Here is an 18,310-nt window from a genome sequence, read left to right on the forward strand (position 1 = left end):
TATCAGACCTCGCTCGGTATCAGAACGAACAGACCAATCACATCTGGCGGCAGAACAGCTTCCACCGTGACGCGAGAGGCCGATCCTGCGGCGGCGCGAAGGCGGGCATGATCTAGCATGAGCTCTTCGGCACGGGTTTTGACAAAGTCAGCCAGTGGGCCGTCGAGCAAGCTGGGAAGATCCTCTTTTGCTTTGCCGATGAAGCGGTCACGAGCTGACGAAGCGAGGTCAGAGGTTGCGGGCGTGTTCAAAAGCGCGCGGGCTGCTTCGCCGCTTGCGACAATCTTGCCGCCTTGCAATGCCACGAGGGCAGCTTCCTCGGCGAGGAGGAGGCGCTCTTTTCGCGCATGGACGGTCAGCTTGAACCGGATTCGAAGGAGAGCCAGTCGGGTCATCTGCTGTATGGCTGAGGTTGGCCAGGCACCAACCCGGCCGATTCCGAGACCGGACAATGCCTCTGGGTCAAGGGATGCTTCCACCAGCGCCTCGGCGAGGGTGGCGGTCAGAGGATGTGTTCTTGTTAGCAGCGCAGTCCCTGACGGAGCGGGCTCGACCATGGCGAGGCGGACCGAGCCTGACAGGCCCCGTTGGGTCAGCCGTTCTTTCAGGCCCGCTTCCAGCGCATGGACATGGGCAACCAAGAGGGTCTTCCGAGGTTCAAGTGGCACACCAAAGCGCGACATTGCCCGTTCGATGAATACCTTGGCATCTTCTGGAGATCCCAGCAGTGTGCGGACTTTTTCCCATTCCGGCGCCACTTCCTGCGGCTTCATCGCATTCTGAGCGAAGCGCGCACGGGATCTCTTCTCGCTCTCTGATGCATCGCGCCAGCGCGTTTCCATAGCTTTCGTGCCATCATCAAGGCGAAGGTCGAGCGCCAGCTGTCGGGTTCCACCCCTGCGCAACATCATCGAAGCCATCAATGCATCTGTAACCGGCCCTCGATTGTCAGGGAGCGGCACAGTCACGCCTGTTGCCTCGCGGATTTGCTCCGCCTTGCGAAGGATAACCTCGAGAACAGCCCCGTCGATGGCGCTATCTGGTGAAAACATCATGATCGAGCGGACAAGCTCTGCCGGCTGTCCAAAGCGGTTAACCCGACCTTCGCGCTGCTGATGCCGGGTAGGGTTCCAGGACAGGTCGTAATGAACGACCGTGTCAAACAGCTGCTGAAGGTTGATCCCTTCGGACAGGCAGTCGGTAGCTACCAGAATACGCTGAACTTCCTTCTGGTCGTCGGCCGATGCCATTTCAGCCACGCGGTCACGGCGCTCATCGGGGGTCAGAACACCTGTTACCGCTTCCACAGCCAATTTGGGAAACGCCTTCCGCAGGCCATTTCGGACATGCTCAGCTGTTGCTAGATAGCGGCAGAACACGACGGGGTTCACGCCCTTCTTGATCAGCGGCGTGAGCGCATCGATAATGGCCGTAAGTTTCGGGTCGGCCGTGTGGATCAGTTCTTCTGCTTGGCTGACAAGAGCCAAGAGAGCCGGATCGGTGTCAAAGCCGGTGCTTGGTTCGATATCGACAGCATCTTCATCATCGGAGTCTTCGTCGTAGATCTGCGGCTCAAGTCGGTCGCTCTCATTAGACATGCGGTTGCGGAGAGCGCTAAGGGCAGCCGCTGGCGACGAACCGACACAGCGCATCAGGGCGAGTGTGCCCCAGAAGGCCAAACGCCGTTCCCGAGGCCCAGAGCCTGCGCGCGAGACAACGCCAAAGCAATAATCCAGCACCGCTTCCTGGAAATCGAGATGCGCCTGCGACAACCGGTACGGGGACTCTTTAGTTTCATGCTTGGGAAAAGCGCGGTTCTCACCCCACTCTCCCGAGACGAGATCGATCCGTTGGCGCTGCACGAAATGTCGTGCTAGACGTTCCCGATAGCGGGCGTCCTCAAAGTTCATCGCGCCAAAGGACGGCTCGATCAGTGAAAGAAGGCGGCCGAACGCGTCTTCATCACCCGAGTGGGGTGTTGCCGTCAGAAAGATCATCCTGCGCTCTGGATCGCGGGCAAGGCCAGCGAGCAGTTCAAAGCGCTGCTGCTTGCCCTTATGGGTCCCCACACAGGCATGGGCCTCGTCCACGATCACGAAATCAGGGCATGCCCGCGCGAAGCCTTCACGACGCTTTTCGGCCTTGATGTAGTCGAGGCTGACCACCGTGTAGGGGTAGGCATCGAACAGCGTCTGGGCCAGCGGGAGACCACGTTCCAGTCTCGCGGCACTACCTGATGTCACGGCAACCGCCTCGATCCCGAACCGCTGCTTCAATTCCCCGACCCATTGCTCGACGAGGTGGGGCGGGCAAAGCACTGAGAAGCCATCGACTTCTCCCCGGTCCATTAGCTCGCGAAGGATCAAGCCTGCTTCGATCGTTTTCCCGATTCCAACATCGTCGGCGATCAGAAGGCGAGGCACCTGCAGACGGAGCGCCATCAGCAGAGGGACCAGCTGATAGGTTCTGGGCTCGAAGGCGAGCTGCGCGGCCGACCGGAAAGGCCCCGCTCCCCGCCGAAGAGTAAGCCGCATCGCGTCTGCCAAGAGTGCAGCTTTCGACTGGACAGTGGGCACAGCGTCGATTGGCAAATCAAAACGGGCGGCTTCGACTGGCAGCATTTCAAGGGAAGGATCAAGGATGACTGTGTCATTCTCACTGCCGGATAGAGGGCGTAATGCAAGAATACCGTCATTTGGGGAAGGCAATGCCACCCATTCGCGCCCACGCGCGCGCACCAGATCTCCGGGAGCAAAATTCACAGTCATAAGATCAATCCTTGAACATCGAAATCAGCGCATCGGGCACCCCGGTTGCGCAAGTCTCGGGTAATTCGAAAAGCGTCCAGCCTTTGATCTCAGCGATCTCGCGTGCTGCTTCGGACAGTGTTTCCGTGCAGGCAGCGACACAATGGTTACGCCATGCAAAACTCATCTCCTGACCCGCAAAGCTGACGGGCGCGCCATCCGGAGTCGGGATTCCGGCGTCCTTCAAGGCTGGCTCCCATCCTGCGGCATCCGTCGTGCGCCTCGAACCCGTGCTCAGCACCACCTCACCACGAGCCAGATCGATCAGCATTTGCTTTGCTTCGATGCTCGCACGGTCAATCAGCTCATGATCCGGCTGGTTGAAGTAGGAGAGCAAGCAACGGTAGCAGCCACGAACGCAAGCATCACCATCGCGATCCACCAGCAGCTTCGCGTCACCCTCGGCGATGGCTTTGTCGACATTATCGAAGTGCATGATGGACAGAGCTTCTCGCGCCACTTTGCCCAAGGCTTGTGCGTCTTCGACCAACCGGTTCAAAACCCCGGCACCGCCCTCTGTCGCTTCATAGGCGAGGATAGAACGCCGATTGTCTCGGGCGGGTAATGGCTCCCCAAGTATCTCGCCCTCTTCGAGTTGGTAAGTAACCGCGATACCCCGCAACAGGGCATGCTGCACAGTTGCTATGGTTTCGGGAGCATACGCGTCTGGTTCGAGGAAACGCAGGAGCAGAGCATTTTTACGGTCTCGAACAATAGGCACGATACGGACTGGTCTTGCGACGTCCGGCGGCACATCGACATCGGGATCCTCATCCTCCGATTTTGCCCAATAACCGCTACGAGGGTCGATGTTGAAGCCAAAGACAGTCTGATTCTTTCGCCGTTTCAGACCCTTGTTGATCCGGCTGATTTCGGCACTGTTGGCATATTGGAGAGCGATGAGCGAAGTCTCGCCGCAACGAAAATCAGCCTCCGTCACCTGAAGCCGACCATCCTTCTTGGGCCAGGAAAAAACAGTCTGGATATCAAAGCCCTGGCGGACGCGCTCCTCGTCGTTCGCCGTGATCCGGTCGGCGGGAGCTGCTTCGACATTGTCGATCCGGAGGGTCTTCTTGACCGGGACCTCACCGGCCATCGGCGAGTTGCATGCATGGCAGCGTTCCACCTCACCCTCGTGACAGGCGCCGCAGTTGGAACAGATGTAGATGTCCTTTGTGGCCAATTCAGAGCCGTCCCCGGTGCGCACCTCGGGCGGCAGCTTTGCCTTCATCACCCGATAAGCGCGGCCTTCATGGTAGATCAGGCTGCGCGGCCCAAACTCGGAAATCGCGAGGAACCGCGCGCGCTGCAGGAAGGAACCAGCTTTGCCCTCGCCAGGAACGAAGGCGTAGAGCGGTAGCCGCGGGAAGTTGTACCCCGGCAGAAAGCCTTCTGTCGCTAGGTAGCGATATGAATAGAAGTCCGATCCGTTGGTTGCCTTCCCCTGTTCAAGAATGGCGATCTGATCACTTGCCTGCATCTGAGCAGCCTTGATTTTGCGCCGGTCAGCGCCGGAAAGGCCGGTGATCTCGGAACGGCTGTTTGCTTCCATCAATTGGGTTCGGGCTGAATTGTAGAGTTCGCGCCAGCGATCAAAAGCGCGGTCAAATTCCTGCGGTGCGCGCATTGCAACCTCCAGGATGAAATCATCCTCATCACCCATCCAGACGGGTTTCTTACCTTCCATTGATGCGAGAATTTGATCCAGAACACGCTTCATCGGTGCGCGCGCAGCCGTCACGAGGCTCGGTCGGCTAATGACATCGACCACATCTTGCTTCAGCGGATATTTCGCCTGTGTGAGGTCAAGAATTTCAGGAATGTCAGGTGATAGCGCCAGCTTAGCCTCTGCTAGCCAGACGGCATGCAAGTGAGAACGAACGAGTTCTTCATTGGTGATATCGAGCGCAGGTGGCCGAACAACCCCGGCCACCATGTCGTTGCGCCGTTCAAAAAAATACTGATCGTGAGGCGATTGTGCCGCACAATAAGTGACGATGACCGCCGCCTGTCCAGACCGCCCTGCCCGTCCTGCCCGCTGCGCGTAGTTGGCCGGGGTCGGTGGTACATTGCGCAGGTAGACGGCGTTCAAAGCGGAAATATCGACTCCCAGCTCCATTGTCGGTGAACAGAAGAGCGCAGGTAAGAACTGGTCAGACTCGCCTGAGGCCCTGATGTCTGCCGCATGCTCCTTAATCTTTTCACGGTCGTCATCCTCAAAGCGGAAGCGCCACTCTCGCCATTCTCGCTGCTTCTGTGAAACCTGAGCGGTATGCTCTCGGCCCTCCAGCCCCCAATAGGAGCTGCGGCCCCTTTTCAGATCGGTTGCTATTGCGTTGTACAGGTCGTGAAAATACCTGTTCCCTTGCGCTTCTTTCGCGCGCGCTGCCTCTCCTGGGACCAGACGGACAGCTGACGGCGACAGCCGCCAGCCAAGCAAATCAGCCTCGATCTCCACAAGCGAAACCAGCCCCTCTCGCCCCATTAACTCGAGCAGGCCAGTCATAACTATAAGGTAGTCAGCTTTGTTGAGCTTCGTTCCAATCACGCTCTTGCGATTGATTTTGCGGCCGATCCGCGAGTTGTGCCCTGCACGAATAATCGTTTGCTCTTCCCTTAGCCCTACACGGTCTTTCCCAGGAGCCTGTAAGAACAGGGTCGACCTGCTTCGGGGCGTTTCTTTTTGGTCGATAGCCCAAGGCGTTCTCAACAGGTTCCGTGACTTTTGTGCGACGGTGTCCAGAACAGTCAGATCAAGCGCCTCGGTACTGACGGCCAGACCTTCCAGCATCGCCCCAAGGATTTCCTTGAGCAGATTCCTGCAGGCTTCGGTATCCAGCTCCCCGAGTTCTGGATGCACTGCCATCAGCGCTTCCCTATCTTCCACGATGTCATCAAGCCCAATGAACTCGACATCAATCAGCTTGAGCACGGATAAGCTGGGGTTGGTATAGCGCCACCCCCTTCTCAAGTCAGTCCAGACCCGATGTGCAAGAACTTTGGCGAGTGAGCGTTGGGCATCCTCGCGTACAACCACACCAGCTTCAGGGTCCAGCATCCAGTGGATGCGCGAATCCTTGTTGGATGCAGTAAAGCCGAGCGCTTTCACCACTCGCAGACCAAACTCATCCTCGGCCATCCCGTCCGGGCCTGCGTCCAAAACAGCGCGCAAGATTGCGCCGCGCAGTAAGCTCACGAACAGATAGTCGTTGAAGTGCCCCGCCTGAAGGGCTGCGTCCTGGCGGTTGTCGGTGAACCCAAGCAGCTTGCGCTTCTCGGCTGGTAAGCCGCTGCTGTCTCCGTTCATCCACTCAAGGGCCGTTGATACAAGATGCGTGGTTGCTGAGCTTCGGCCTTCGCCCGAAAGGCCTGCGAGCTTGCTGCGCTCGCGCATGCTCGGATGAGGTTGATCGAGACAGCATGGACAGAAACCGAACTTGCCGGGAATGAACCAGAAACTGACGCCATCTGGACTATAACGACCATCAGGCCGGACAGTCATCAGCTCAGGCAGTCGACTTTTCCTATTCGCGCGGAGGCGTTCGATGCCGTTTCGCTCTTCCCGCCAGTCTTCAGGGTAGCTTTCAGGATCGCCGTTGAACGCGTAGTGTGGATCATCCTCACCGATAGGCGTCAGGTAGCCCGCAATATCACCATCCGGGTCTGCGATAGGCGTGTCGTCGATGTTTCTGGGTAGGAAACGAAGTCCATCGGCATCTTCAGTCTTGGTGACAAGATGCAATTCATGGCCGCATTCCCTACAGAACCGTGTAGGATAAAGACGATGGCCGGGCGCATCAGGGTCTTCCAACTGGCCTTCGAACAAAACCCGTCTCGGGCGATTGGTCAGCGTGGTGAAAATCTCTCCAGCACCAGAAATAAAGCGATGCAACTTGAACGCGAGGAATGCGCCGGCGCCGGCGCCACCGCGTTCTGACTCAGGCAGGCTCACACTGGTCAGGAAATTTTCGAAACCACGTCGGCACGTTTCCTTATCGAGTCCGCTATCCAGCGACAGCTGTTCCACGGCATCATCAAAAGGGACCGGCTTCTTGCGCTTGAGTTCCTGACCATCATCAAGGCCGATTGCAAGCTCAGCCCATACAGCGAGTGGATGGCGACGTAGAGCCTCATCCGTCAATACCTCAGGAAGGTTGTTGTTCAGTTCAGACGCGAGCTGCGGGCGGACATCCTCCAGCTTAAGTCGGTCATCCGTTGCGCGCTGCAGGGACTCATCAATAACCGCATCTGGACCAATTGACGCCCCGAACAAGCGAGACGCGACATCGGCCACGGCTTTCGCGCGACCGGCATCTGATCCCTCACTGGCCATCGTGGCAGATGTCCCTATGCAGATCGGTTCTTCGACTGGTGCGCATCGGTTCCGAAGGCGTCTTACAAGAATCGCCACATCAGCGCCCTGACGGCCACGATATGTGTGCAATTCGTCGAGCACGATAAACTCGAGCCCGCTGGCATTATCGATCACCTTTGTATCGAGGGCGTCCTGCCGCGTCAGAAGCAGCTCGGCCATCATAAAGTTGGTTAGAAGGATATCAGGTGGATTATCAGCAATTCGCTGACGCTCCTCCTGGCTCTCCTGTCCCGTGTAGCGCCGCACCACCGGCTTCAGTTCTTCTGGCAGTCCGGATTGGGAAATGAACTTCTCAATTTCCTTTATCTGGCTGTTTGCCAGAGCGTTCATTGGGTAAACAATGATCGCCCGGGTCTTGCGTGTGCGCCCAGCCTTGCGCTTACGGACGATGGCATCAACTATTGGAACGAAGAAACACAAGGACTTCCCCGAACCCGTTCCCGTCGTCACAACAAAGCTTTGACCCGCGCGTGCCTTGGCGATGGACTGAGCCTGGTGCCGGTGAAACTTGATGGGCGTGTCGTCGATACGAAATATCTTGCCAGTTGCCGCGTCCAGATCGCCGGATGCCACAAGGTCGTCAACCGTCGGGCCTGAACGAAATCTGGGGTTTAGCGAAAGAAGAGCATCAGGCCAGAAATGCCCATCATCATACTGACGATTGATCTCGAACGCTATATCAGCAGCACGGATGGTACTGAAAGACCGCGAAAAGCGGGCATAAGATTCGATGAGATTATGATCGAATTCAAAGGCTTTCATGAAAAATCCTATTGCTCCTCAGCCGCCTGCGGTCGTCCGAGTATCGCTTCTCGGTTTATGAGCACAATCTGCTGATCCTGTGGCCTTCGCACTGACGGATCGGTGTCCAAACCCAACCGCTTGAGCGCATAGAACAGAAGCGCCCGGCGCACTGGGATCTGCGCCTTGCCCTCTTCCATCCCATAATCCATCTCGATCGCTCGGCGCTGGGTTGGCGAGAGCTCAGGATGTGGGCCGATCTCGAGGACCGCTTCATTGTGCCAGTCTGCATCGGTGCGCAGATCAGCAGTGGCTGGTCCATGAGCACCAATCGCGACGATGCGCGACAGCAGGAAATCCTTGAATACATGGTCATTCTGGCAGAACGCCCGAGCGTGCCAGCGAAATCCGTCGAAGGCCAGGGCATGCGGCTCAATCCAGCGCGCGCTGGGCTCGGGTCTTGACATGGACTGGTAGGTTATCTCAAGCGCTGCAAGCGCGTGAATTGCGGCCAGGACATCGCGCAGGGTCTCGGGTGCGACGCCCCGAGTGGGCGTTGGCGTTGCACCATAGCTCGGAAAAACGCTGATCCAGCTCTGGTCTTGCGAGACCAACCCCTGATCGACAGCGCGCAAGTGCGCAAGATAGTCCTCGGCGCTGGGCGTGATGAAACGCGGCTTGAAAGCCTTGCCTCGGACATAGGCACGCTGGCTTTTGTCATAGATGAGGTTGCGCTTCCACTTGTCCGCGTAGCCAGCGAGATCGAGGGAAGCCTGCTGGAGCGAAATGCCGAAGGTATCGATCAGGTCAGCGCGGTTGATCCGGCCGTGCCAGAAAACCCGAAACTCGATGAACGCGTTGCGTCGCTCAGCGCCCCAGTTCAGCTGCTTGACCTTCTTGCGCGGCACACGATCCCTTTCCTGACACCTTTGCAGTATAACTAATAATTAGTGGGTCGCAATAATTTGATTCACATCAAGAACATGTGCGGAACATCATATCCGTGCAACATCAAAGGCCTGCAGGAAGGCCTCAATCTCATTCGCCAGCTCCGTGTCGCAGGCTTCGGAAGCCTGCACCTCGGTCAGCGCACGCCGCGACTTTTCTATGGTCATCCATTGCGCCTCGGGTGCGTCTACGGCCGACCAGCGCTCTTCCAACCAAGCTCGATACTGCGCGCGCTCTTCAACCGAGAGCAGCTCGGGCGCGTGAAACGCGACCAAGCGGCGTCCCAGCTGGCGCAAGCGCGTATCTGCAAGGCTGGCGACAATCTCCTGGCGCCTTGGCCAGTCCACCCGCTGGAACTCCGCGAGCAGCGCCTTGTCAGCATTGCTGTAGAAGCCACCATAGATTTGCTTCTCGACCGGAGGGGTGGGTGCATCAGGATCCTCCGGGAAGCGCACGGCCAGCGCCTGCCCCACCCGCGTGCGAAACTCAGGCGCATTCGCGATCATTCCGGCGCGGCGCAACTGCTCGGCGCTGGGCGTCGGCACAGATAGCAAGGCGGGCGACTTGTTGACCGTTACAGAACGGATGACCTTCGGGGTGGCATCTACAGCGGAGAAGAGGGCTGCGTCATCCGCCACCAGCAGATCAGCCGGATCGGCGGCGTCCAGATCCAAGAAGGCTGCCTGATTGGGGTTGCTGGGCGAAGTTCCGCAGAAGCAGCCGATTGTTGCGCGCGGCAGGCCGCCCCCGAACCGGTGGACCAACGCCATGGGTTGGAAGGTAGCGAGGCTGGCCTGGACATGACCCTTGTCACGGTTGGCCAGCAGCTCCGCCCAGAGTGCCGGCGCGCGCTGGGCGATCTGTCGGGCGACGTGGATTGTCGCCTCGACGTCACCCAGAGCGTCATGCGCATTATGCGCGACAAAGCCATTCAGGGGTGCGATGCGGTCCAGCTTGAAGCGCACCCGACCGGTTTCGTCGACAGGCCAGTCGAACAGGTCGGGCTGGCGGTGCCAGACGGCATAGAGTGCTGTCAGAATATCGAAGCGCGTGTTGCCATTGAACTGCGTCGCGAACACATCAGGCTGCAGGTTCTGATAGAACGCCTGGCGCAGCATTTCCTCGTCAAAGCGAATGCTATTGAACCCGGTCCAGATCGCGGGCGACCAGCGCTCAATCAACGCGCGGATCTCCTGAGTGAATTCGAAGAGCGAAGGCAGTTCCGGATCCAGCAGCTGCGCTGGGCGGACACCGGTGACCGCCAGCGCCCATGGCGACGGGATGATGTGCGGCGCGATGCGGCAGCGCAGATTAACCCGCTCGATCTCCCTGAATTCAGAATCCGTCAGAATGGCGGCGAATTGCAGCGGTTGATCGAAGGCGGGCGAGATGCCGGATGTTTCGAGATCGTAAAAGGCAAATGTCATGAGCGCAGCTTAGCGCGTGACGCTGAATCCGTCATCTTCCAATGACAGATTGCGGGCGATGCCGTCGCCGCTGTCATTTCACCACAGGGCGCCATTCAAGCGTTACCCCTTTAGATATCTGCAAGTCTGGATTTCAGCTGCGCTGACATGATCCTGTCGGTGGCAGCATTGGCAGCCAGCCTGTGGAGTTCATGTAGTACCCGCTCCCCCTGCCCGATCCGCGCAGCGGCGGTCATGACATGGGTGACTGCCTCGTCAATATCAAACGGGTTAGGTTCGTACCCGCGCCCCGCCAGCAGATGACCAATCGCATGCAATCCGACCTGCGCGGCAAAAGCCGGCTCCTTGTTGGCAAAATCCCGCGCCGCGCGAATAAGCGTCGCAGGCGCTGCACTCGGCTGTGCAGCGCAATCAAGCGCGATGTCGAAATACTTCGCGGTCTTTGCGGCGGCAAACCACTTGCCCTTCGAGCCCTGCGTCTCGATCAGATCCTCGAGGATCCGGCGCGCATCGAGGTCCGGGTAGCGCTTTACCAGATCGCGCCACATCGCGAGATAGGTGTTGCCCGAGACCGAGGGCAGGCCAAAGCGGCGATAGGATTCTTCCTCGCGGCCCTGTGCAACCAGAATGCGCTCACAGAACTGCGCGATGTCCTGATAGCCCCACGGACGACGATCGCCCTGCAGCAGAGCTTCGGCATAGGCGAGCGCGTCGTCTTCACGCCCCTGACGCAGCAGCGCCTCGGCGCCGAACTTCTCGTCGAACCAAAGGTGCGTCTTTTTGCACGCAAGAAGCGCCAGCAACTCGTCATGACGTCCCGCCTCTAACAGGCAGGATAGTGTCAGCGAGCCTGTCGCGACATGAATGAAACGCTCATGATCTGACCAGGCGGCCTCGATCATGTCGAGGTCTCTGTCGGCGTGCAGGTTCATCAGGGCGGGATATGCCGCGATCTGCCCGAAGCAATGCGCGATCGGCGCAAGGTAATCCACGCCGTCATCCTCGATCGCCTCGCGGAGCTGCTCGAGCCATTTCGCGCGGGTTTTCTCATCGGCGGGTGCCTCGATCAGGACCGGCAGCAACTCCTCCAGTGTCCGACGCACGGCATTGCCAAGCGCGCCCGAGGAGGTGTCGATATGCTCGAAGGCGGGCCAGATACGCTGGGCCAGCGCGATGACACCTTCAGCGGCGGCTACAGGATCGACCTTCGCAACCGCCCGGATCTCGGAGCTGGCAGATTTCAACCGCTCGATGGCTTTTGCTGACGACTTCCAGCTATAGGCACCCGCGCGCATGCCCGGCTTGAATGCCCATTTATGTGCTGGTGTCTTTGCCATTTCGCTACCGCCTCCGCACTGTACTGCGCGCGATCCAGTCCGACCCCGCATAGCTGATGACATGCACCAGTACCTCGCGTGCGGCCTCGTTGACAGTAAATGCAATGACTGCCTTGCGTCCTGCCGGAATAGCGCGAAGTCCCGGAGCGATTTCTGAGCGGACGCTGCCTTTCAAAGGGGTCCCTGCCAGACTGGAAACAACAGCTTCGATCTCGGAGAGACGCCGCTCGGCTGCCTCCGGCCCTGCATAGTTCGTGATCAGCTCTGCGATCGACGCCAGGTCATCTGCCACAGCCGGGTGAAACCGGATGCGATACGTCATCCCTGTCGCGCGACGCCGATACTGGCGCGAGCCGCTGCGAATGCAGGCTCGGGCTCAACATAGTCCGAGTGTGGGGTTCGCATCCGTGCGCGGATTTCTTCGGCCATCGCATCCAAGGCGATCGCACGCTCTTCTTCATCCCGGATCATCTGTTCCAGCGCCGCTGCAACCGCCGCGCTCTGCGAGGCGAAGACGCCTTCACCGACCTTGTCAGTCAGGAAACGATGATGCCTATCTGTGAAACTGAGCGTGGTTTTGACTGTCATGATGAGACTCCAAGTATGACTTGGTAATCTAGACAGCCCGAGGGCACGTGGCAAGCCTGGTATCGTGCCCGCGAATGCGGGGCAATGCACGCCAGTGCGGGCGAATGCACGCGACTGCTGTTTTTCTGTGGTGGTGTTGATGTGGCGTTGATGTAAAACGCAAAACGGCCTGTGGTATAAAGATACCACCGGCCAAGCGTTTGTATTATTTGCAAGATTTGGTTGCGGGGACAGGATTTGAACCTGTGACCTTCAGGTTATGAGTCGTGCCGAACAGACGATGAACGATTGCGCTCGCCTGCGTATTCCTTCGATATTTCCGCCAGTTGAAGGCCCCTACCCCGCTCGCACCATGCGCGCGATTGCGCAGAAACTGGGAGCAGTTTGCCCCCTATTGCTTCCACAATGCTTCCGCGTGGGGGAAGAATGATGGCCATGGTAGCGACATTGCATCAGCGACAAAATTTCGAGCGAAGGTAGTCGAAGAAACGTTCAGAGTTAGGTTTCAGTAAAGGAACCCTACCAATGCACTTCCGATGACACGGCAGCAAAACAGTTAGGGCAACTTGCTGAGCGTTCATATCGTCGCAATGTTACTGAAAACGCCTCTCCGCAGCCCTAATTCTGCTGCCGTGGCTGCACCGTTCCCATCGGGAACGGTCCACTGATTTCCACGATTACTCTTTGCGCTCGCAACATCGCCCCGCGTCTGCGCCGCATCATATTCATCGGCGAGGCGCCGCTTGGCGGCAGCCTCAATTTCTAGCGCATCGGCCTGCGCACGATGGGCGGCAGCGACAAGATCGTCATGGGCAGCTTTGGCGTTTTTGAGCCGCGCGGCCCGTTTCGCGATATCATAGGCAAGGCCTGCTGCTTCGCGAGCTTCCAGAACCTCCGCCGCGGTCTTGGCGCTAGCCAGCATCGTCGCGGCACGATCGATGAGACCCGGAAGGTTCTCGCTTGCCGCAGGAATAGGTGCGGGCGCAGTCATTTCCGCGCCTCCGCCGACTCAAGCGTGACCTTCAGCGCGCCGACCTTCACGGTGCGCGCAGGCTCGAAACCCCTGCGCCAGGCCTCGGGCAGCGCACCGTACTTGCGCTCCGAGACGGTCAGCTTGGTGTCGATGAATTCGGCCGGGTCCTCGCCACTGTCGGCAATGTTCTGGGCGATATGCGCCAGCTTTTCCTGATCCCAGTCGATGCGTTTCGGCAGGTCGGCGACCACGGTGTAATCGCTATCGACGAGGCGGACGGTGCCGGTATCCTTGCCGCATGCCCGCCGGGCTTCAGCGGCGCGGGCGGCGTAACGCACATCGAGGGCGCTGTTGAATTTGGCGCTGGCAGCCTTCAGCTGCTTGGCCGCATGGTCCAGCTCGGCTTGCAGCGCGGCGAGCAACTCCACCGGCAGCTGCGCCAACTCGCCTGCGGGCAGGTTCAGCATGTCGTTGATGCTGGGCGTGTTGTCAGGATAGGTCATATGGGTCTCCTGTTCGGCAAAGAGAGGTCAGGCAGCCGTAAGCAGCCGGACGACGGATCGGGATTTCGGTTCACGGGGTTTGGGGCGGGCGATCGCGAGATATGCGAAGCGATCGGTCGCAAGGCGCATCTGAACGAGGTGAACGAGGCTCTGCTGCGCTGCTCGAAAGGCCGCATCGCCAAGCGCGCGCAGCGCGCGACGCTCCTTGACGGACAGACCGCCTAGTTCGGTTTCCGTATCGACAGCGAGGAAGCCGCGGTAATAGACCAGCGCCTCGCCTTCGGTGGCCTGGCTTACCCAGGCACAAAATGCGACATCCGACATCTCCGAGCCCGGTATCGCGTCTTGGGCGAGCCGCATGGCAGATGTGGATTTGCGACGGCCCATGTTCATTGCGCCGCTCGCAGCTGCACGCTTTGGACGGTGCTGTCGCAACGACGGCCGTTTTCGTAAGCCTCGACATCTTCGAGACGGTAGATCACCCGCCCGCCGATCTTGAGGAATGCTGGTCCTTCGCCGGTCCAGCGCCAGCGCTCAAGCGTGCGCGGGCTGATCTTCAGCCGAGCCGCCAGCTCGACCTGGTTGAGATGCGTGACTGACATCTTCGTCTCCTTCGCGTTTGGTCAAATGCCTGCGAAGGACCATCGCCCATGGCGTGGGAGGAAAACGGGAGGAGCCAGGGAGGGGAGAGGGGAGGAATGTGTTGAAACGCGGTCAGACAAGGCCCATATTAAACTTATCCGAAGCTCGGACGCGTTTATTTGGAGATGTCTATGCCCACCTCACCCGCCACAGAGATCGCGGCAGACAACGCGATTCTGATCAAGGAGGCTGCCGTTGCCACCGGGGTTTCAGCTCGCAAAATCAACCGTCTGATTGATGACGCTGTGTTACCAAGATCAGTTTGGGTGAAAGTGGATGGGCGCCGTGCACTGCGGGCCTACGCCGTGCCCATGGTGAGCTTCGGGGCCTCAGACGGCGCCAAACTGAGCAAGAGTATGCGCTTAGAAGCCATGCGAATGATCGGAAAATTTGCCAAAGCGAATTGGCGCCGCCTCCGCGATGAACCTGAACATGCAAAGGTTCTGCGGTTGGAAAGCGGTTGTGTCATCATCGACTTGGGCGAAACGGTAAGCGCTGCAATGGTAGGCTTGAACAAGTGGAGCGACGCTCTGCATCGCATCGTTGTGGACCCAGAGGTCAGAGGCGGCCTTCCCGTCGTACGCGGCACACGGATCAGCGTTTACGAAATCGCTGATGCACTTTCTTCAGATGGTTTGGATGTCACCCTGGACGATTTCCCGGCCCTGAGCCGTGACGACGTCGAAGCAGCAGTGTTCTATGCAAAGGCGCATCCGCGAACGGGGCGCCGTCGGGGCGGGTCCAATTTCCGCCGCCTCGTCTCAGAGGAAGCTGCCGATTTGACCGACGCTGCGTGAACCGGGGCGTGATCTTTTGAAGCTGTTGATCGACGAATGCCTGTCCATCGCCTTGGTTGACATGGCCATCTCTGCCGGTCACCCAGAAAGCGCGCATGTGACCCGCCGGGGCATGACCGGCTGGAAAGATCACCAACTGATGGCGGCGATCATCGATAATGACTGGACGCTCGTCACCCGAAATTCGGACGATTTCAGGCCCAAATCCGGTAGCGCAAGCCAAGCGCCATGCTACGTTGGTCAGGCATTGCATGCAGGTCTTATCTGCCTGAACCTGCCCGCCGGATCCGGGCGGGCAGATCAGAGGGCTTACTTTGAAGCGGCCTTGGCGCGCATCGGAAATCCTGGTGACCTCGTGAACCAGATTTTGGAAGTTGATCCAGATCCTTCAAATCCTGGAAGGGTCGTTCTCCGCATCTACGACTTTCCAGAGCTTTGAACCTGAACCGATTTCAAGCCCATCGCCGGCTCACACTTCGAGCCAGCAGTTTGAACCGCTCTCCCGTATGACATCCTTCCACGTTGGATGACCGCCGAAGAGGTCCTTCAAGCGCTTCACCGAAGCCCCGCACTCGGCTTCCTCGATGATCCGCGCAACAGGCAGCACCGGATCGCCGCTGAGCCAAGCCTCTGCGAGCATGGCGGCCGCGATCTTCTGCTTGCCGCCCGTGAATTCGTGCCATCTGCCGTGCACGATCAGCGTCCGACCAGCGCCACGCATATGCGCCAGGGCCATGGCCGAGACCCGCCCGTCGCGAGTCCCGGCGATGGATGAAAGCAGCCGGCGGGCCGCGAGATCAATCCTCGAAGAGCTGCAGGTCATCGACCAGAATTCCCCAGCGCCGCAGATATTTCTCGCCGATCATTTGCTCAGCAGCGGTACGGTCCTTCAGATCGCAGCCATGCGGCCAGGTGATCGTCAGGGTCAGCGTCCGCCGGCGGTCGCCTCCCGGGCGGCGGGCGAGCTTCACGGCGATCTTGGCCCGCGTGACCACATAGCCCTCGCTCAGGGGCGTGCGATCCCCGAACCGCTGCTCCGCCTTCGTCCAGATCGTCTCGTCGGCGCGTGCAGGCTTCTCCAGCGTGACCCTGAAATCGCTGTCGTCGATCGGCATCACCCGCAGCTCGCGCACCTCGACGCCCTCAATGCCGTCTTCCGGGTCGACCGGAAATTTATGGGGAGCCAGCAGCACAGACAGATCGTAACAACGCAACGGGAGGCGGTTTTCCTTGAAGTCGATACCAAGCAGGTGCGTGACTGTCGCCTTGACGATCTCGCTCCGTGTCACCTTGTCGTTGGCGATCACCTCGATGCTGCCGGTTGCAGGCTCGTAGGTCACCGCAGCTTCGAACACAGGACGATAGGGCTGCCGGACAAGCGAGCCCCTGTCGTCAAAGCGCAGCAGATCATCGGGCCGCCCCTCGCGGTAGACCGTTACCTGCACGAGGTCGCATTCGTCGCCCTCATGGGTCGTCCTCACCCGATCGAAGACGTCGACATGAGCATGGGCGGCACCCGAGAACTCCTTGATCGCGGAAACGAAGGCGTTACGGGCGGCCGCGCCGCGCTGAACGACACAACCGGCGTCAGTCATATAGCCCGCCCACATCCGACCGCGCCGACGATCCTCGGTGAAGCGAACTTCCTCGGCATGGCGAAACCGGTCCTTAGTGTTCAGGAACATCCAGAGCGACCGAGCGTGCGAGTTGGCGAGGCCGTCGAGGAAAGCAGGATCTTCGGCCACGCTATAGATCGCGGCCTGCCCCGGCTCGTCGGATAGGCCATGGACGCGTTCTGCATCGTTTGAAATGCGATCCCGCTGGACCCGGGACATCTCCTCGATGGCACCGAGCAGCGGCCCCGACAGATCGGTATCCGCTGCAGGCCAGCCAAATTCGGTGGGAAGGCCGATCTCCGGCCGGTCGAAATATGCACGCAGCGCCTCAGGCGGCGTTTTACGCAAAAAGGATGATAGAGCAGCCATGCGTGATCTCCTTACGCTGATTCCCGTTTCCAAGCTGATCTGCTAATCTGCGTATCATAGGGCTGCAAAGTCAATCGAAAATCTACGCATTTCCGCTGATCGACTTATTGGTCGAAAAGGGATGGCTGCCCAATGGTCGTTGTCAGAACGCCCAGCTTCAGCAACCGGACTTCGGCCGCCTCGCGAGAGACCGCGAACAGGTCCATCACTGCATGGACAAGATTTGCCGCGTGCTCTGAGGTGAGATGGATGTTTGCATGCAACTCGCGCGGCGCGCAGTAATCTGAAACCAGCCGACTGAGCCGCGTGGCCGGCATCAGCAGGGCTCCACTGATGTAGCCGGCCTGCCATTCCATCCAGTCGGACTGCGGTGCGTTCAGAATGTTGTCGCGCTTGGAGATCGCCTTGTTGGCGTTCAGGCCGCGGTCTAGCAAGTCACCCGTGGCAAACTTCTCCGCCCAGAGCGGCCCGTGAAATTTCACGTGGCCAAATTCATGTGTGAGTGTGGTTCGGAAGCGGTTCTCACGCCGATCGTCTTCGGAGATCCGTTCGGAGATAGAGACCTTTGGCCCACGGTTGTGGAAGAACTCGGTCACCCCTTCAACATCTGCACCGTAGGCAGACAGGTCGGCAAACGGGTCAAGGTCTGCGTCGTGCATTTCGATCAACACGGTCAGATCGTCAGTCGCCACGGGATAATCGACCTTACCATGGCGCTTGAGCAGGAGGTCGCGGATGAGACGCTCACATTCATCGTCGAGCTCCCGCGCCTGGTAGAAGGGTCGCTCGGCAAAACGGCCCGTGTTGTCACGGATCATCCTCACCATACGCCACCCCCTACTCTTTCAGCGTACGCCGAAAGCTCATGAACGCTGCCACGACCTTCTCCGGATCAGATGTGTCGGGGCGCACGTCGTCAGGCAGGCGGCCCGCAAGCGCGAACAGATAATCTTCCGGAATGTTCAAGATGCTCGAGAACTGCCGAATCAAATGCCCGGAACTCGGATTTCGCCGATCATGTTCGATATCATTGAGGTATTGCGGGGATATGGGCCCCGCTTCTTCCTCCTTCATGACACGCGCGGCGAGCTCTTTCTGACTGAGCCCGATCGCCTTGCGGGCCTTCGAAATCGCTAGGCCGAAGGTCACACCGTCTGCGGACATAGCAGATCCATCTCTCATTCTCC

17 protein-coding genes are annotated in these 18,310 nt (G+C 59.1%); 2 read left to right on the plus strand and 15 right to left on the minus strand.

Annotated elements, in window-relative coordinates; translation table 11 throughout:
- Nucleotides 1-2: 2 nt before the first annotated feature.
- From ACFTOW_RS16755 to ACFTOW_RS16805, 11 genes are all read right to left on the minus strand, one after another.
- Nucleotides 3-2,768 carry a helicase-related protein gene (locus ACFTOW_RS16755; RefSeq protein ID WP_379917811.1) on the minus strand — a complete coding sequence of 922 codons (2,766 nt, stop codon included), beginning with the start codon at nucleotides 2,766-2,768 and terminating at the stop codon, nucleotides 3-5.
- 4 nt (nucleotides 2,769-2,772) lie between these two features.
- Nucleotides 2,773-7,944, minus strand: coding sequence for a DEAD/DEAH box helicase (locus ACFTOW_RS16760; protein WP_379917813.1), 5,172 nt, complete (start codon nucleotides 7,942-7,944; stop codon nucleotides 2,773-2,775).
- Nucleotides 7,945-7,952: 8 nt separating this feature from the next.
- Nucleotides 7,953-8,831, minus strand: a complete 879-nt coding sequence (locus tag ACFTOW_RS16765; RefSeq protein ID WP_379917815.1) for a WYL domain-containing protein — start codon at nucleotides 8,829-8,831, stop codon at nucleotides 7,953-7,955.
- A gap of 87 nt (nucleotides 8,832-8,918) precedes the next feature.
- Nucleotides 8,919-10,298, minus strand: a complete 1,380-nt coding sequence (locus ACFTOW_RS16770) for an exonuclease domain-containing protein (protein WP_379917817.1) — start codon at nucleotides 10,296-10,298, stop codon at nucleotides 8,919-8,921.
- Between the two features lie 110 nt (nucleotides 10,299-10,408).
- On the minus strand, nucleotides 10,409-11,635 hold the full coding sequence (locus tag ACFTOW_RS16775; protein WP_379917819.1) for a hypothetical protein: 1,227 nt from the start codon (nucleotides 11,633-11,635) through the stop codon (nucleotides 10,409-10,411).
- Between the two features lie 4 nt (nucleotides 11,636-11,639).
- Nucleotides 11,640-11,957, minus strand: a complete 318-nt coding sequence (locus tag ACFTOW_RS16780; protein ID WP_379917821.1) for a type II toxin-antitoxin system RelE/ParE family toxin — start codon at nucleotides 11,955-11,957, stop codon at nucleotides 11,640-11,642.
- Nucleotides 11,954-12,223 carry a hypothetical protein gene (locus ACFTOW_RS16785; RefSeq protein WP_379917824.1) on the minus strand — a complete coding sequence of 90 codons (270 nt, stop codon included), beginning with the start codon at nucleotides 12,221-12,223 and terminating at the stop codon, nucleotides 11,954-11,956. The genes ACFTOW_RS16780 and ACFTOW_RS16785 overlap by 4 nt, the downstream gene beginning before the upstream one ends.
- Nucleotides 12,224-12,800: 577 nt before the next feature.
- A complete protein-coding gene (locus ACFTOW_RS16790; RefSeq protein ID WP_379917826.1) occupies nucleotides 12,801-13,214 on the minus strand; it encodes a hypothetical protein in 414 nt (137 codons plus the stop codon).
- Nucleotides 13,211-13,699, minus strand: coding sequence for a hypothetical protein (locus ACFTOW_RS16795; RefSeq protein WP_379917828.1), 489 nt, complete (start codon nucleotides 13,697-13,699; stop codon nucleotides 13,211-13,213). Before ACFTOW_RS16795 ends, ACFTOW_RS16790 begins: the two co-directional genes overlap by 4 nt.
- Nucleotides 13,700-13,726: 27 nt before the next feature.
- The gene (locus tag ACFTOW_RS16800) at nucleotides 13,727-14,059 is read right to left on the minus strand and encodes a hypothetical protein (RefSeq protein ID WP_379917830.1); all 333 of its coding nucleotides are present in this window, start codon (nucleotides 14,057-14,059) and stop codon (nucleotides 13,727-13,729) included.
- Between the two features lie 29 nt (nucleotides 14,060-14,088).
- Nucleotides 14,089-14,301 carry a helix-turn-helix transcriptional regulator gene (locus ACFTOW_RS16805; protein ID WP_379917832.1) on the minus strand — a complete coding sequence of 71 codons (213 nt, stop codon included), beginning with the start codon at nucleotides 14,299-14,301 and terminating at the stop codon, nucleotides 14,089-14,091.
- Nucleotides 14,302-14,472: 171 nt separating this feature from the next.
- On the opposite strand from ACFTOW_RS16805, the gene ACFTOW_RS16810 reads away from it, so the two are divergent.
- Both ACFTOW_RS16810 and ACFTOW_RS16815 read left to right on the plus strand, forming a co-directional pair.
- Nucleotides 14,473-15,138: a DUF433 domain-containing protein gene (locus ACFTOW_RS16810; RefSeq protein WP_379917834.1), complete on the plus strand. Its 666-nt coding sequence runs from the start codon at nucleotides 14,473-14,475 to the stop codon at nucleotides 15,136-15,138.
- Nucleotides 15,139-15,154: 16 nt separating this feature from the next.
- Nucleotides 15,155-15,577 (plus strand): DUF5615 family PIN-like protein, encoded by a 423-nt coding sequence (locus ACFTOW_RS16815; protein ID WP_379917835.1) that lies wholly within the window; start codon nucleotides 15,155-15,157, stop codon nucleotides 15,575-15,577.
- Between the two features lie 30 nt (nucleotides 15,578-15,607).
- On the opposite strand, the gene ACFTOW_RS16820 is transcribed toward ACFTOW_RS16815, so the two are convergent.
- The 4 genes from ACFTOW_RS16820 to ACFTOW_RS16835 form a co-directional block, all read right to left on the minus strand.
- Nucleotides 15,608-15,961 (minus strand): hypothetical protein, encoded by a 354-nt coding sequence (locus ACFTOW_RS16820; protein WP_379917838.1) that lies wholly within the window; start codon nucleotides 15,959-15,961, stop codon nucleotides 15,608-15,610.
- The gene (locus ACFTOW_RS16825; protein ID WP_379917840.1) at nucleotides 15,936-17,123 is read right to left on the minus strand and encodes a hypothetical protein; all 1,188 of its coding nucleotides are present in this window, start codon (nucleotides 17,121-17,123) and stop codon (nucleotides 15,936-15,938) included. Before ACFTOW_RS16825 ends, ACFTOW_RS16820 begins: the two co-directional genes overlap by 26 nt.
- 104 nt (nucleotides 17,124-17,227) lie before the next feature.
- Complete coding sequence (locus ACFTOW_RS16830; protein ID WP_379917842.1) at nucleotides 17,228-17,950, minus strand: ImmA/IrrE family metallo-endopeptidase; 723 nt, start codon at nucleotides 17,948-17,950, stop codon at nucleotides 17,228-17,230.
- A 10-nt stretch (nucleotides 17,951-17,960) separates the two neighbouring features.
- Nucleotides 17,961-18,287 carry a helix-turn-helix domain-containing protein gene (locus ACFTOW_RS16835; RefSeq protein ID WP_379917844.1) on the minus strand — a complete coding sequence of 109 codons (327 nt, stop codon included), beginning with the start codon at nucleotides 18,285-18,287 and terminating at the stop codon, nucleotides 17,961-17,963.
- Nucleotides 18,288-18,310: the final 23 nt, after the last annotated feature.

The sequence above is a fragment of the Lacimonas salitolerans genome (genome assembly GCF_042677865.1).
GTDB classification, from domain to species: domain Bacteria; phylum Pseudomonadota; class Alphaproteobacteria; order Rhodobacterales; family Rhodobacteraceae; genus Lutimaribacter; species Lutimaribacter salitolerans.